The 14,792-nt window shown below is 65.9% G+C and carries 11 protein-coding genes; 5 read left to right on the forward strand and 6 right to left on the reverse strand.

Annotated elements, in window-relative coordinates; translation table 11 throughout:
* The 5 genes from FFS35_RS02760 to FFS35_RS02780 all read right to left on the reverse strand — a co-directional run bounded on the left by FFS35_RS02760 (position 1) and on the right by FFS35_RS02780 (position 5,038).
* Complete coding sequence (locus tag FFS35_RS02760) at positions 1-1,389, reverse strand: sensor domain-containing diguanylate cyclase (protein ID WP_171007483.1); 1,389 nt, start codon at positions 1,387-1,389, stop codon at positions 1-3.
* A gap of 89 nt (positions 1,390-1,478) precedes the next feature.
* Complete coding sequence (locus tag FFS35_RS02765; protein ID WP_137785608.1) at positions 1,479-2,858, reverse strand: ATP-binding protein; 1,380 nt, start codon at positions 2,856-2,858, stop codon at positions 1,479-1,481.
* Positions 2,859-2,871: 13 nt separating this feature from the next.
* Positions 2,872-3,537, reverse strand: coding sequence for a response regulator transcription factor (locus FFS35_RS02770; protein WP_137785609.1), 666 nt, complete (start codon positions 3,535-3,537; stop codon positions 2,872-2,874).
* Positions 3,538-3,612: 75 nt separating this feature from the next.
* Positions 3,613-3,912, reverse strand: a complete 300-nt coding sequence (locus tag FFS35_RS02775) for a hypothetical protein (RefSeq protein WP_137785610.1) — start codon at positions 3,910-3,912, stop codon at positions 3,613-3,615.
* Positions 3,913-3,985: 73 nt separating this feature from the next.
* The gene (locus tag FFS35_RS02780) at positions 3,986-5,038 is read right to left on the reverse strand and encodes a mannose-1-phosphate guanylyltransferase/mannose-6-phosphate isomerase (RefSeq protein WP_137785611.1); all 1,053 of its coding nucleotides are present in this window, start codon (positions 5,036-5,038) and stop codon (positions 3,986-3,988) included.
* Positions 5,039-5,198: 160 nt separating this feature from the next.
* On the opposite strand from FFS35_RS02780, the gene FFS35_RS02785 reads away from it, so the two are divergent.
* The 5 genes from FFS35_RS02785 to FFS35_RS02805 are packed head-to-tail and all read left to right on the forward strand — an operon-like array spanning position 5,199 to position 12,828.
* Positions 5,199-6,587, forward strand: coding sequence for a TIGR03013 family XrtA/PEP-CTERM system glycosyltransferase (locus FFS35_RS02785; RefSeq protein ID WP_137785612.1), 1,389 nt, complete (start codon positions 5,199-5,201; stop codon positions 6,585-6,587).
* Position 6,588: 1 nt separating this feature from the next.
* Complete coding sequence (gene prsK, locus FFS35_RS02790; protein WP_137785613.1) at positions 6,589-8,643, forward strand: XrtA/PEP-CTERM system histidine kinase PrsK; 2,055 nt, start codon at positions 6,589-6,591, stop codon at positions 8,641-8,643.
* Positions 8,640-9,986 carry a PEP-CTERM-box response regulator transcription factor gene (gene prsR / locus FFS35_RS02795; RefSeq protein ID WP_137785614.1) on the forward strand — a complete coding sequence of 449 codons (1,347 nt, stop codon included), beginning with the start codon at positions 8,640-8,642 and terminating at the stop codon, positions 9,984-9,986. Before prsK ends, prsR begins: the two co-directional genes overlap by 4 nt.
* Positions 9,979-11,979, forward strand: coding sequence for a tetratricopeptide repeat protein (locus FFS35_RS02800; protein WP_137785615.1), 2,001 nt, complete (start codon positions 9,979-9,981; stop codon positions 11,977-11,979). Before prsR ends, FFS35_RS02800 begins: the two co-directional genes overlap by 8 nt.
* Before the next feature lie 39 nt (positions 11,980-12,018).
* Positions 12,019-12,828 (forward strand): ATP-binding protein, encoded by an 810-nt coding sequence (locus tag FFS35_RS02805; RefSeq protein ID WP_137785616.1) that lies wholly within the window; start codon positions 12,019-12,021, stop codon positions 12,826-12,828.
* Here FFS35_RS02805 and FFS35_RS02810 read toward each other — a convergent pair.
* A complete protein-coding gene (locus FFS35_RS02810) occupies positions 12,825-14,606 on the reverse strand; it encodes an ATP-binding cassette domain-containing protein (RefSeq protein WP_137785617.1) in 1,782 nt (593 codons plus the stop codon). The two genes, FFS35_RS02805 and FFS35_RS02810, sit on opposite strands and share 4 nt — an antisense overlap.
* Between the last annotated feature and the right edge of the window lie 186 nt (positions 14,607-14,792).

A 14,792-nucleotide genomic window follows, 5' to 3' on the forward strand; every position in this document is an offset into this window, starting at 1 on the left:
TCAGGCGGCGCGCAACACGCGCGAGCGGCCCGCTTCCTTCGCCGCATAGAGCGCCTGATCCGCCCGTTTGATAAGCGCCTCCACCGTCTCATCATCGCGCCGTTCGGCAACGCCGCAGCTCATCGCGAGAAATAGCGATGCATCGTTGTCGATCGGCAACGGCTGATCGCGCAGGACCATCGCAAGCCGATCACATACCGACGCAGCTATGCCCTGATCGGTTGCGGGGAAGAAGATCATGAACTCGTCGCCACCGATGCGCGCCACGACATCCCCCTGCCGAACGCCGTTCGCGATAACGCGCGCAAAGTGAACCAGGGCGCGATCGCCCACATCGTGCCCGAAGCGGTCGTTGATATCCTTGAAGCGATCGAGATCCAGCACGGCGACGGCGATCCGCTCCTCGTAATGCACCGCCTCGATGCGCTCGTTCAGCGCTCCGCGATGCATCAGGCCGGTAAGCGGATCGGTTCCGGCGAGCCGGATCAGATCGGCCTCGCGAGCGCGCAGCCTGCGTTCGCTGTCCGCCAATTGGCGCAACAGGCGCGCTCGCGCCGAAAGGCTCGCCGCCACCGGCAGGCAGGTCAGCAGAACCATGGCCAGGAAGAATTGCACGAGATGCAGCCGCAATTCGGGCTGCTCGCCGTAGATCGCGAAGGTGGTCTGCGGACGATAAACCCCGATCGAACCGGCAACCGCGACGATCAGCAGGGCAAACTGCGTGCCGAGCCGCCCGAGCCGGAAGGCGGCGAGCATCAGCGGCGCGAACAGGATGAAGGCTATCGGCCGGCGCGCGACGATGAACACCAGCACCGCCGTTGCCGACACGAGCAGCACGATCGCGATGCATTCGAAATATTCGCGCTTCGAGCGATTGCGAAGCGCGCGCCAATATTCGCCCCCCAACAGCGAGGTGAAGAAGGGCGTGAAAACGAGCATGCCCAGCGCATCGCTGAAGAACGACAGCCGAAACGCCGAGACGAATTCCCGATCGTACCAAAGCCAGGTGACCGTCGCGCCGCCAAGCCCGCCGACGATCGGCGCGATGATTCCGGCCCAGAGGAGAAAGCGACCGACGTTCTCGGGAGCGCCCAGCACCTCGTCCGCCCCGATCGCCCGGCGTAATGCATAGGCAGCGATCATTACCTCGGTCGCGTCGATCAGGCCCCAGATGATCGGGACGACATGCGCGCCGCTCACGACAAGGTTCGCCAGAAAATTGCCGACAACCGAAATGAGCAGCATGTCGCTCCACGCGACGCGTTTCGGCTGAAGCAGCATCGCGAGCAGGACCGCGTTGGCCGGCCAGATCGGTGGAACTTCGTGAAGATCGCTGGATAGCCAAACGGTGCCGCTGGCCAGAACGAAGTATAGAACGGCGGCGCTCAATGCGGCCGATAGTCTCTCGCGTCCCATAAGCTTATCGGTAACCGATGATGGCTACCGAATACTTAACGGCCGGGCATAAAGCTTAATAGCTATCCCGCGCCCTGCGCCATCGGCAAGCGCACACGGACGAGCAGACCACCGAGATCCTCGCTCTCTTCAAGCGTGACGGTGCCTTCATATATCTCGACGACATCGCGGACGATCGCGAGGCCCAGCCCGGTGCCGGGCTTGCCCGTGTCCAGCCGCACGCCGCGATCGAAGGTGCGGATACGCTCCTCCTCGGGAATGCCCGCACCGTCGTCTTCGACCATCATCTCGACGAACCCGGATTGCGCGGAGACGGTCACGAACACGCTGCCGCCACCGTATTTTGCGGCATTCTCCACCAGATTGCCCGTGATTTCGTCGAGATCCTGCCGCTCGATATGCGCAATGAGCGTCTTGTCGCCATCCATGTCGATGCGGACGTGGGGATAAAGGCGCTGCACCGCGCGCTCGACGGATTCGATCGACGGCCAGACTTGCGCCCGACTATGCGCCGAGCCGCGACGGCCGACAGCGCGCGCGCGCGCGAGATGATGGTCGACCTGGCGCCGCATCGTCCGCGCCTCGCGCACGACGGTTTCGGCAAGGTCATCCGCATCGGCGGTGGCCGCGTTCATGATGACGGTGAGCGGCGTTTTCAGCGCATGGGCAAGATTGCCGGCATGGCGCCGCGCCTCCTCCGCCTGCACCTCGTTATGCGCGACGAGCGCGTTGAGTTCATGCACCAGCGGCGCAATCTCCACGGGCAGCTTGCCGGAAATGCGATTGATCCGGCCGCCGCGCATCCGCGCGATCTCCAGCCGCAATTTGCGCAACGGAAGGAGCCCGTAGAAGGTCTGTATCGCCGCCAGCACGATCAGCCCCAGCCCGAGCAGCAGGAAGCTGCGCACGAGCGTGCGGCGCAGAACATCGATCTGCGCGTCCAGCCCCGCGCGACTCTGCGCCACCTGAAAGCGCCAGCGTACCGGCGAGCGCGGCAGCGTGACATCGCGTTCGACGACGCGCAGCTTCTCATCGCGAAACTGGGCACTGTCGTAGGTGTGCACGCTGCGATCGTTGTGATCCGCGCCATATCTAAGCTGACGATCCCACAGCGATCGCGACGGAAACGGCTCCCGCCCGCGCGCCGAAACCTGCCAGTAGAGGCCGGAATATGGCTCCAGAAACCGCTGGTCCGCCGGCTCGCGATTGAACATCACCTCGCCGTCCGGCCCGATTTCGGCCGAAACGAGCAAGGATTGCAGCACATATTCGAGCTGATCGTCGAAATTGCGCGTGACAGCGTTCACCAGCACGCGATCGAGCGCAAAGCCGCCACCGGCGAGCAGCAGCAATATCCACGCCGCCGCGATCAGGATCATTCGCCGGGTCAGCGATCCTGAACTGCGAATCGGGCGTAGGGAATCCGGCATCTGACCGGTCATCGGCCGGCGCCGGTCAGGCCGCCGGTTCTTCCAGACTATAACCCAGCCCACGGATCGTGGTGATGACATCTTGGCCGAGCTTCTTGCGGATGCGGGTGACGAACACCTCGATCGTATTCGAATCGCGATCGAAATCCTGATCGTAAATATGCTCGATCAGCTCGGTGCGGCTGACAACCTTGCCCTTGTGATGCAGCAGGTAGCTCAACAGCTTGTATTCCTGCGCCGTCAGCTTGACCGGCTCGCCGGCGCGGGTGACCTTCCCGGAGCGGGTGTCGAGGCGGACGTCGCCGGCGGTGAGCTCGGACGACGCATTGCCCGAGGCGCGGCGGATCAGCGCGCGGAGCCGCGCGATCAATTCCTCGGTCTGGAACGGTTTGGCCACATAATCATCGGCGCCCGCATCAAGCCCGGCGACCTTGTCCGACCAGCTATCCCGCGCGGTGAGCACGAGCACGGGCATCGTCTTGCCCTCCTTGCGCCATCGATCGAGCACGGTCAGCCCGTCGATCTCGGGCAGGCCGAGATCGAGAACGATCGCGTCATAATTTTCGGTCGAGCCAAGGAAGTGCCCCTCCTCCCCGTCGGTGGCGAGGTCGATCGCATAGCCGGCGCCTTCCAGCGTATTCTTGAGTTGCTGGCCGAGGTTCGGCTCGTCTTCGACGATCAGGACGCGCATATTGTCTCCCTGGGTTACGCCTATGGCGTTAACACCGAACCGGCCGTGAGGGAATTCACCTGTCGCTTTGCTGAATCAGCGGCCGGTACGCCCGATCACCTGCCCGGTCCGGCCATCGACATCGATCCAGATCACGGTGCCGTCGCGCAGGAATTTCAGCGTGTAAACGCCGCTCGGCAGTTCGAGATCGAAGCCGATATATTGCGCCCCCTTCATCGTCGGCACGATGCGACGCTCGATCTCCTTGAGCGGCAGAATCCTGCCCTGCCGCGTCGCCTGCCAGGCCGCGCTCGCCTCGCGCCCCTGATCCGGCTGCCCCGCGAGCGCGGGTCCGGCGACGAGCAGCAGCAATATGGAACCTGTCCCGATCCTCATCTCGGCAAGCGGGATAGCCGGCAAGGATTGAACAGCCCGTGAACATGACCAGCGGCCGCCCGGCCCGACGCGATCACTCTTTCATCGCCTCCAGCAACCGCTTGACGTCCTGCCCGCGGCCACGCGGCAGAATGAGGATGTCATCCCCGCTCGCCACGACGATGAGATCGCTCACGCCGACCATCGCGACGCGTGCGCGATCACTGCGCACCAGGCAGTTCGTCGTATCGAGCGCGATCACTTCGCCATTAAGGACATTGCCCTCACCATCCCGGTCGCTGATCGCGTGAAGCGCATCCCAGCTTCCCACGTCGCTCCACCCCATCGCGACGGGCACCACCGCAACGCGCTCGGCACGCTCCATCACCGCATAATCGATCGATTGGCTGCGAGCGCTGGCAAACGCCGCCGCGTCCGGGGTTATCCGCGTGCCATCTCGCGTCGCCAGGCCCATGGCGCGCGTGGTCGCTTCCACCATCGCGGGCTCGAAATTGCCCAGCGCATCGAGATAGGCATCGGCGCGAAACAGGAAGATGCCGCCGTTCCATACGTGGTCGCCGCTCGCGATCATCTTCTGCGCAGCTTCCAGCGGCGGCTTTTCAACGAAGCGATCGACCCGGTGGACACCCGGCACGATCGCCTCGCCCTCCTGGATATAGCCGTAACCGGTTTCCGGCCCGTCCGGCGTGATGCCGAACGTTATCAGCCACCCCTCATCCACCAACGGCATCGCGCGCGCGATCGCTTCGTGGAATGCCGCCACATCGGCGATGACATGATCGGACGGCATGACGAGCAACGGCGCCGTCCTGTCCTCCACCGCCAGCGCCGCCAGCGCGATCGCGGGGGCGGTATTGCGTCCCGCGGGCTCCAGGATCAGCGCCTGGGCGGGCAGCCCCATGGCATCAAGCTGCGCTTCCACCAGATCCGCATGGGCAGCGCTCGCCACCACGACCGGCGCAGCGAACCGCTCGGCCCGAATCCGCGACACGGTGAGCTGAAGCATCGTCTCCTCCGCGGTCAGCGCGAGCATCTGCTTTGGCATTTCGGGTCGCGACATCGGCCACAGCCGGGTCCCCGATCCACCGGACAGGATGACGGGAACGATCGGCGAGGCAAGGGTCATGCAGCACTCCAAAGTCTGTGGTTCTTCATCGCAAGGACAAATGCGCACGGCAATGGTTCGATCCGTCGCCGCGATTATTCGCTGCCTTCAGCCTTTCTTTGCCATTTCCTGCGATCAGGTGTCGGAGAAGCTTACACGCGCGCGATCGGATGGCGACGGAATGATAAGGGTTTTCAAGCATTACGTGCCGAACGCGGTGCTGCTGCTTGGGGTGCTCGACATTCTGCTGCTGCTGGCCGCCGCGGAATCCGGCTGGAAACTGCGGGCGTGGCAGATCGGCATCGACACCGGCCCGGTCTGGCCCCGCCTGCCGCAGTTGATAAGCTTTGCCGGGCCGTTGATGATCGCGATGGTGGCGGTCGGCGCCTATCAATCCGACGTTCTTGTTTCGATTCGGCAGGCGGCTATGCGGCTGATGGTCGCGGTGTCGCTTGGCGTCCTGTTCCTGTCGGTCCTGTTCTTCACCCTGCCGTCCGTCAGCCTGTGGCGCTCGAATCTTTTTTACGCGATGCTCTTCGCGACCCCTGGTCTGGTTCTCGTGCGACTGTTGTTCGGCGGGGCGCTGGGCAGCGAGCGGTTCAAGCGCCGTATCGTCGTGCTTGGATCGGGCGGGCGCGCGGCGCGCCTCGAGCGGCTTGAGAGAATGGCAGGATCGACATTCGTCATCGTCGGCTATGTCGCGATGGGAGAGCCGGAGACGCTGGTGCCGCAGGCGATCCCGCGCGCCGCGATCCACAACCTCGCCGATCACGTGGTGAAGCTGAAGGCGGCCGAGGTGGTGCTCGCGATCGAGGAGCGTCGAAATTCGCTGCCGCTCAAGGATCTGCTGCGTATCAAGACGACCGGCGTGCAGGTCAACGATTTCTCCGCGTTCATCGAGCGCGAGACCGGACGGATCGACCTGCAGACCGTGAACCCGTCCGCCCTGATCTTTTCCGACGGCTTTTCCTCGGGCCTGATACTGACCACAATCTTCAAGCGCGCATTCGATATCATTGCAAGCCTGCTCCTGCTCGTGCTCGCGCTGCCGCTGATCCTCGTCACGGCGGTGGCGATCAAGCTGGAGAGCAAGGGCCCGGCTTTCTACCGCCAGCAACGCGTGGGGCTGTACAACGAGCCCTTCTACATCCCCAAGCTGCGCTCGATGCGGCAGGACGCCGAAATCGCCGGCACCGCGATATGGGCCGCGGAACACGATCCGCGCGTCACCCGCGTCGGTCGCATCATCCGCAAGGTGCGGATCGACGAATTGCCGCAATGCTGGAGCGTGCTGAAAGGCGAGATGAGTTTCGTCGGCCCGCGCCCGGAACGCCCCCAATTCGTCGCCGATCTGGAAATCGAGCTGCCGTATTACGCCGAACGCCACATGGTGAAACCCGGGATCACCGGCTGGGCACAGATCAACTACCCTTATGGCGCCTCCGTCGACGATGCGCGCCAGAAGCTGGAATATGACCTCTATTACGCGAAGAACTATTCGCCCTTCCTCGATCTGTTGATCCTGCTGCAGACATTGCGGGTGGTGCTCTGGCCCGCTGGCGCGCGCTGACATGCCGCCTTCGGTAACGCTTTGGACACATGCGCTGGCGGCACTGCTGTTTGGCGCGCTCGCGCTGACACAAATCAGGCGTGGCAGCGCCACGTTGCCGCGCGCGACATTCGTGCTGGCGCTGGGCGCAACGGCGCTGTGGGCGCTTTCGGTGGCTGGTATCGGATCTGGCGACGTGGCTACGCGGATCGCGGATGGCGCGCGAAATCTGACGTGGCTCGCCTTCATGTATATCCTCGCGCGGCGGCATACCGTGGCTGATAATCAACGCTGGCGCGCTGTCCTGTACGTCGCATGCGCCCTGCTGACGGTGCTCGCGACCGGGCTTGGGGTGGCGGAGGCCGCGAGCGAACTGTCACAGGCGGCAGCGGTGATCGCCCCTACCCGCCTGGCGATGCGCATGCTGGGCACGCTGGCGACGCTGCTGCTGGTCTATCGCATCCAGGCCGCGGCCACGCGGGGCGGCGTGCGCATCGTCGCACTCGCGCTTGCGATCATGTTCTCGCTCGACCTGCTGACCCACATCACCAGCATGACGAATCCCGGCTGGGCGCGGGATCTCGGCGCGATTCGCGGGGTTGGTCTGGTCGGGATTGCGCCGCTCTTCGGGATGGCGATCCATCGGGACGGCGAATGGACGCTGCAGGTTTCCCGCAGACTTGCTTTCGCGACCCTCTCGGCGCTGCTGCTCGGCGCGTATCTGGCAATCACCGGGCTGACCGCAGGCCTGCTCGCCGAATTGGGTGGAGACCGCGCGCGGATGGTGCAGACGGTTTTCGTCTTCGGCACCGCGGCCGCCGTGCTCACGATCGTTTCGACGCCCTGGTTAAGGGCGACCGCCAAGGTGCTGGTCGCCAAGCACCTCTTCTCGCATCGCTACGACTATCGCGCGGAGTGGCTGCGCTTCAACGATACACTTGGCACTCCCGGCGAGAGCGCCGCGCCGCTGGCGGTGCGCGTCGTGAAGGCGGTGGCCGATGTCACCGATTCGCCGGGCGGACTGCTGCTGGTCGCTCGTGACGGGGCGCTTGAACGCGGCGCAGACTGGAACTGGCCCGCCGAAGACAATGATCCGACCGACAGCAACGCGGCGCTGCACGCCTATCTGGCCAAGACACGCCGTATCATCGAGCTCGACGCGGTGCGCGGTGACACCGCGATCGCAGGCGACCGCGCGGCGACCCCCACGTGGCTGATCGAGCGGCCTGAGGCATGGGCGATCGTGCCGCTGCTTCACTTCGAGCATTTGACCGGCGCGCTGGTGCTCGCGCGTCCCCCGCTCGATCGCGCGCTGGACTGGGAGGATTTCGATCTGCTCGGCGTAGCCGGACGACAGGTCGCGAGCTATCTCGCCGAGGATCGCGCGCACGACGCTTTGGCCGACGCCCAGCGCTTCGACGAATTCAATCGCCGCTTCGCCTTCATCATGCACGATCTGAAAAATCTCGTCAGCCAGTTGACGCTGCTGGCGCGCAACGCGGAGCGCCACGCGGACAATCCCGCGTTCCGCGCCGACATGGTGGAAACGCTGCGCGACTCGTCACAGCGGATGAACACGTTGCTCGCCCGCCTTTCGCAACATCACGGCGGACGCGGCGAAGCGCTGCGACCGGTCGCGCTTCGCGCACTTGCGGAACGGATCGCCGCCGCCCGCCGAGCCCAGCACCCGATCGCGGTGACGGGCTTGGCCAGCGCGACGGCGATCGCCGATCCGGCCGGGCTGGAAACGTTGCTGGGTCACCTCGTCCAGAATGCGATCGAGGCGAGCGCCGCGACCACGCCGGTGGCGCTCAACATTCTGGCCGCCACGGATGGTAGCGGGGTCAGTGTGGAGGTGATCGATCGGGGCTGCGGCATGTCGCCGGCGTTCATTCGCGATCGCCTGTTCAAGCCGTTCGTGTCGAGCAAGGAAGGCGGCTTCGGGCTGGGCGCGTTTGAAGCGCGGCAACTTGCGGAGGCGATGGGCGGCAATGTTTCGGTGGAGAGCCGCCCCGGTGAAGGCACATGCTTCCGCGTCACGTTGCGCGCGGTGGGAGAATTGGAGCAGGCCGCATGAGCGATCGTCCGAAACTGTTGATTATAGAGGACGATATCGGTCTCCAGCGACAATTGCGCTGGGCCTATGACGGATATGAGATAGTCGTTGCGACCGATCGCGCCGAGGCGATCGACGCGCTGCGCCTGCACGAACCGGCGGTCGTGACGCTCGATCTGGGCCTGCCGCCCGATCCCGACGGCACGAGCGAGGGGTTTGCAACGCTGGCGGACATACTTGCGCTGAAACCGGACACGAAGGTGATCGTCGCCTCCGGGCACGGCGCGCGCGATAGCGCGTTGCGCGCGATCGGCGATGGCGCGTGGGATTTCTACCAGAAGCCGATCGACATCGACACATTGGGCCTGATCGTCGCGCGTGCTTTCCACGTTCACGATCTGGAAGCCGAGAACCGGCAGCTGGCGGCCAGCGCGCGCGGGGCGACGATGGCCGGCCTGATCACAGCCGCGCCAGAGATGCTCAAGGTGATCCGCACGATCGAGCGCGTCGCCCCTGCCGACGTTTCGGTGATGCTACTTGGCGCAAGCGGCACCGGGAAGGAGTTGCTGGCCCGCGGGCTGCATGACGCATCACCGCGTCGCGGAGGCGCCTTCGTCGCGATCAACTGCGCCGCGATCCCCGAAACGTTGCTCGAAAGCGAACTGTTCGGGCACGAGAAAGGCGCGTTCACCGGCGCGGTCAAGACGACCGAGGGCAAGATCGAGCAGGCGCACGGCGGCACGCTGTTCCTCGACGAAATCGGGGATGTGCCGCTGCCGCTTCAGGTGAAGCTGCTGCGCTTTCTTCAGGAGCGGACGATCGAGCGGATCGGCGGCCGCCGCCCGATCGCGGTCGACACGCGGATCGTCTGCGCGACCCATCGCGACATCGACGCGATGGTGGCTGACGCCAGCTTCCGGGACGACCTGTATTACCGGTTGGCGGAAATCGTGATCCGCATCCCCTCTTTGGCGGAACGGCCTGGAGATGCCGCGCTGCTCGCTCGCCATTATGTCACCAAATATGCCAAGACGATGAACCCCGCAGTGACGGGGCTGGCCCCGGATGCGCGCGGCGCGATCGACGGCTGGGGCTGGCCGGGCAACGTCCGCGAGCTGGAAAATCGCGTGAAGCGCGCCGTCATCATGGCCGATGGCAAGCTCGTCACCGCAGCCGACCTCGATCTCGCCGGGCCGGATGACGCCCCGATCAATCTGCGCAGCGCGCGCGAAACAGCCGACCGGATGGCGATCCGTCGTGCGCTGGCGCGCGCTGATGGCAACATCTCGGGCACCGCGCGCCTGCTCGGCATCAGCCGCCCGACGCTTTACGATCTGCTCAAGAGCTACGATCTGCATGATTGAGGGGCCGGCGACCTATCCGTTGTTGCGCCGACGCCGACGGCGGACGCCGCGAGCACGGCGGCGGGCACTGTGGATCCGGCTGGCGGCGATCTGCACCGGCAGCGTCGTCATCGTCCTCAGCATCATCGCGATCGCGCGGCACGCCGCAGCGCCGGATCCGGTCGCCGAAACGAAGGCGGCCAGAGCCGCGTTCGCGGCAGGCAATTACAGCGCGGCGCGCCATCATGCGGAGGCGATCGTTGCTGTTTCGCCGCGACGACCGGACGCGCTCATGCTGCTTGCCCGGGCAAACCTCTCGCTAGGCGACGCGGATCGGGCGGAGGGCGCGCTCAACCGTGCGTACCGTGCTGGAGTTGCGAAGGAAATCATCCGGCCGCTCCTCGCCGAGGCGTGGCTGCGGCAGGGCGATACAGACCGCGCGTTGCGCGCCACCGCGGGCGAGGATGCCGGTCCTGCCGTGATCCGCATCCATGCCCGCGCGCTGGCCGCCAGCGGCGATGTGACCGGCGCGACCGCCGCGCTTACCGCGTTGCTCGCCGCCCATCCCGATGATGCGTCGGCCTGGATCACGCTGGCACGTATCCGGCTGGACGCCGGCGATATCGGAAATGCGGATATCGCCGCGCAACGCGCGCTTTCAATTTCCCGGACCGACCCGATCGCGCTTACCCTGCGCGGCGAGATCGTGCGCAGCCGTTACGGCCTGAATGCTGCACTGCCGTGGTTCGAGGCGGCGCTCGCGCGTGACGCTTATTACCATCCGGCGCTGATCGAATATGCGGCGACGCTGGGTGAATTGGGCCGTTACCGCGAGACGCTTGCCATCACCCGCCGTGCGCTGATCGCCCGGCCGGGAAGCCCACAGGCGCTGTATCTTCAGGCGGCATTGGCGGCGCGCGCGGGTCGGATCGCGCTTGCGCGCGCGTTGCTGGCAAAAACGGAAGGTGCGATCGACGGCGTGCCGGGCGTGGTGCTGCTGAGCGGCGCGATCGCTTACGCCTCGGGCGACTATGAACAGGCCGTCGCGCGATGGCGAGAGCTGATCGGAAGGCAGCCGATGAACCTTGCCGCGCGACGGCTGCTCGGCGCGGCGCTGATCCGGTCGGGCGACCTGCCCGGAGCGCTGGATGTGCTTCGCCCCGCCGCGCTGCGCGAGGATGCGGACAGCTACACGCTCGCGCTTGTCGGCCGCGCGTTCGAGGCGAGCGGCGAGCGCGACTGGGCGGCCCGGTTCCTGGATCGCGCCGCCACCCCCAGCCTCGGCACCCCCGCCCCTTTCGCCAGCGACGCGAGCGTCGAGGTACTCGCTGGCCAGGCTGCCGACGCACCGGGTGATCCGACCGCGATCGTTCCGCTCGTTCGAGCCATGCTTGAGGGAGGCGACCGGACCGGCGCCCTTTCCCGCGCGCAAGCGCTGGCAACTGCCTCGCCAGGCGCGCCGGCCGCTCAGTTGCTGCTTGGCGACACGCTGGCGATTGCCGGTCGTCATGCACCGGCATTGGCGGCCTATGCGCGCGCGGCGGACCTGCGCTTCGACCAGCCCGGATTTCTGCGGCTGACCGAGGCGGCGGCCCAATCCGGCAACGCCCTGCAGGGCGCACGCGCTGTCGCGCTGTATCGCGCCCAGAATCCCGAAGACATCGCCGCGCGCCGCATCCTCGCAAACCTCCAGCTTGGCGCGGGCCAATGGAACGAGGCGATCGCCACGCTCGAAACGCTCGCCCGCACGGTAGGCCCGCGCGATACGCTGCTTCTGTCGCAACTCGCCTACGCCCATGCCGGCGCGGGCGATGGCGCGATCGCGCGGCGCTACGGGCGCCGCGCCTATGAACGCGCGCCGACCAACCCGACGACGGTCGACGCCTATGGCTGGGCGGCCTATGCGGACGGCGATGTGACCACAGCGCGTATCCTGTTGCGAAAGGCCGTGACGCTCGCGCCTGCACGCGCCGATATACAGGGCCATCTTGCAACGGTGCAGTCAGTGCACTGACCCTTTGCGCCGCACGTCCGGCTGCGCTAGCCGCTCGTCATGGAAGACACGCTCGCCCGCATCGCCGCCGCGCTGGAGCGGCTGGCTCCGCCCCCGCCCACGTCGGCCGACCCGCTCGCGCATCCTGCCTATGTCTGGCGGGAAAGGACGCTGACCGCGACCCGCACCTTCGCGCCGCTCGCGATCGAACTGTTGCAGGGCGTGGATGCGCAGAAGAAGATGCTGCACGACAATCTCGCGCGGCTTGCAGCGGGCCATGCCGCGCAGGACGTGCTGATGTGGGGCGCGCGCGGCACCGGCAAGTCGGCGTTGGTCAAATCCAGCGTGGCCGCGATTCAGGCCGAGGGCGGCGCAATCGCGCTGGTGGAGGTTGCGGCCGATCGCCTCGAGACCTTGCCGGAGCTGTTCGCCGCGATCGCGGATGTGCCGCGCGCGTTCGTACTGTTCCTCGACGATCTCGGAATCGAGGCCGCGGCCGATGCGCGCGCGCTGCGCTCGCTGTTACAGGGTGGCGCGGAGGAGCGACCAGCCAATGCGCGACTGGTCGTCACCTCGAACCGCCGGCATCTCGTGCCGCGCGACATCCGCGAGCAGGAGAATGCGATCAATCCGCGCGATTCGGTCGATGACCATCTCGCGCTGGCGGATCGCTTCGGGCTGAGCATCGGCTTTCACGTCGTGGATCAGGATCATTATCTGGCGATCGTGCGCGGCTACGCCGAAAGCTACGGGCTTCCGTTCGACGCGAGCGACGCGATACAATGGGCCACCCGGCGTGGCAGTCGGTCTGGCCGGGTGGCGTGGCAATATGTCACTGATCTGGCGGGTCGCGCCGGTAAAGCGATCTAGCCCAGCGCTTCGACCTGTTCGGCCAGCTCGAGCCAGCGCAGTTCGGCGGCTTCCTTTTCCTCGCGGGCGACCGCGATCGCGCGGGTCAGCCGATCGAAGCCGCCCGGATCGCGCGCATATAGCCCCGGGTCCGCCATAGCGGCCTCGTCGCGCGCGATCTGCGCATCGAGCGCATCGATCCGCGCGGGCAACTGATCGAAATCGCGCTGATCCTTATAGCTGAGCTTGGCGCGCGTCGGCCGTGGCGGTGGCGGCGCAACATCGGCCTTGGGCGCAGGCTTTTTCGTCTCTGGCCGACGTTTGCGCTGGCGCTCCCAATCCTCGTATCCGCCGGCGACGATATCCACCGCGCCGCTGCCATCCAGTCCAAGCGTTACGGTCACGGTACGATCCAGGAAGTCGCGATCGTGGCTGACGATCAGCACCGTGCCATCATAGTCCGCGATCACTTCCTGAAGCAGATCGAGCGTTTCGAGATCCAGATCGTTGGTGGGCTCGTCGAGCACCAGCAGGTTTGACGGCCGTGCGAATTCCCGCGCCAGCAAGACGCGCGACCGCTCGCCGCCCGAGAGCGACGCGATACGAGCGTCCGCGATCGAGGGATCGAACAGGAACTCCTTGAGGTAGCCGTGGACGTGCTTTTTCACGCCCAGCACCTCGATCCAGTCCCCCCCGTCTGCCAGCACGTCGCGCACCCGCTTTTCCGGCGCCATCATGCTGCGCTGCTGATCGATGATGATCGCCTGCAGCGTCTTGGCCAGCTTCACGCTGCCGCTGTCCGGCTCCAACTCGCCGGTAAGCAGTTTGAGGAGGGTAGATTTTCCCGCGCCGTTGCGGCCGACGAGGCCAATCCGGTCGCCGCGCGTGACGCGGAAGGTCAAGTCTCGGATAATCGCGCGGTCACCGAACGATTTGGAAACCTGCTTCGCGTCGATCACCACCTTCGATCGCGCGTCATCATTGGCCATGGCGAGCGCTGCGGTGCCCTGCGTCCCCATCATAGCGGCACGCTCGGCGCGCATATCCTTAAGCTTGGTGAGGCGGCCCTGATTGCGGCGGCGGCGCCCGGTGACGCCGCGCTGGAGCCAGTGTTCCTCCAGTTTCAGCTTGGCATCGAGCTTTTCGGCGGCGCGCTGCTCCTCCGCCGCGACCTGATCGGTCCACGCCTCGAACCCGCCGAAGCCAATTTCGGCGCGGCGCAGCGTACCGCGATCAAGCCACAACGTCTGCTTCGTCAGGCGCGTCAGGAACGTGCGATCATGGCTGATGACGACGAACGCGCCGTTGAAACGCTGGAGCCAATCCTCCAGCCACTCGATCGCCGCGATATCGAGGTGATTGGTCGGCTCGTCGAGCAGCAGCACGTCCGGTGACTGTGCGAGCGCGCGGACGATCGCGGCACGACGACGCTCACCGCCGCTGGCGGTGCCGCACTGACGGGTAAGGTCGATGCCAAGCTGGTCCGCGATCGCCTCCGCTTCGTAATGCTCGGGGGCGTCGGGGGCGGACAGCACATAATCCGCCAGCGTCGCAAAGCCGGTGAGATCAGGCTCCTGTTCCAGCAAGATCGCCTTTGTGCCGGGCACAATCGTGCGACGGCCCTCATCCGCGTCGATGCGCCCCGCGATCAGCTTCAGCAACGTGGTCTTGCCCGCGCCATTGCGACCGATCAGCGCAAGGCGGTCGCGAGGCTGGATATAGAGATCGAGGTGGCGAAACAGCCAGCCGGCGCCCTGAACAAGGCCAAGGTCTTCGTATGCGAGAATTGGGGCAGCCATGACGGCGGCAGATAGGAGGGTGGCCGGATAAAGAAAAGGCCGGGAACGCCAAGCTCCCGGCCCAATCCTGATGCGGAACTGGAGACGGCAGGGCCGCCAGCCTCAGGCCAGACCGGGTCGGCTATGCCGCCCGGCCCGCCCGTTCCGATTTTCCGTCCGGGGCAGCATTCACTGCCCCGGCTGAAA

Source organism: Sphingomonas sp. 3P27F8, from assembly GCF_005502745.1.
Taxonomy (GTDB): domain Bacteria; phylum Pseudomonadota; class Alphaproteobacteria; order Sphingomonadales; family Sphingomonadaceae; genus Sphingomonas.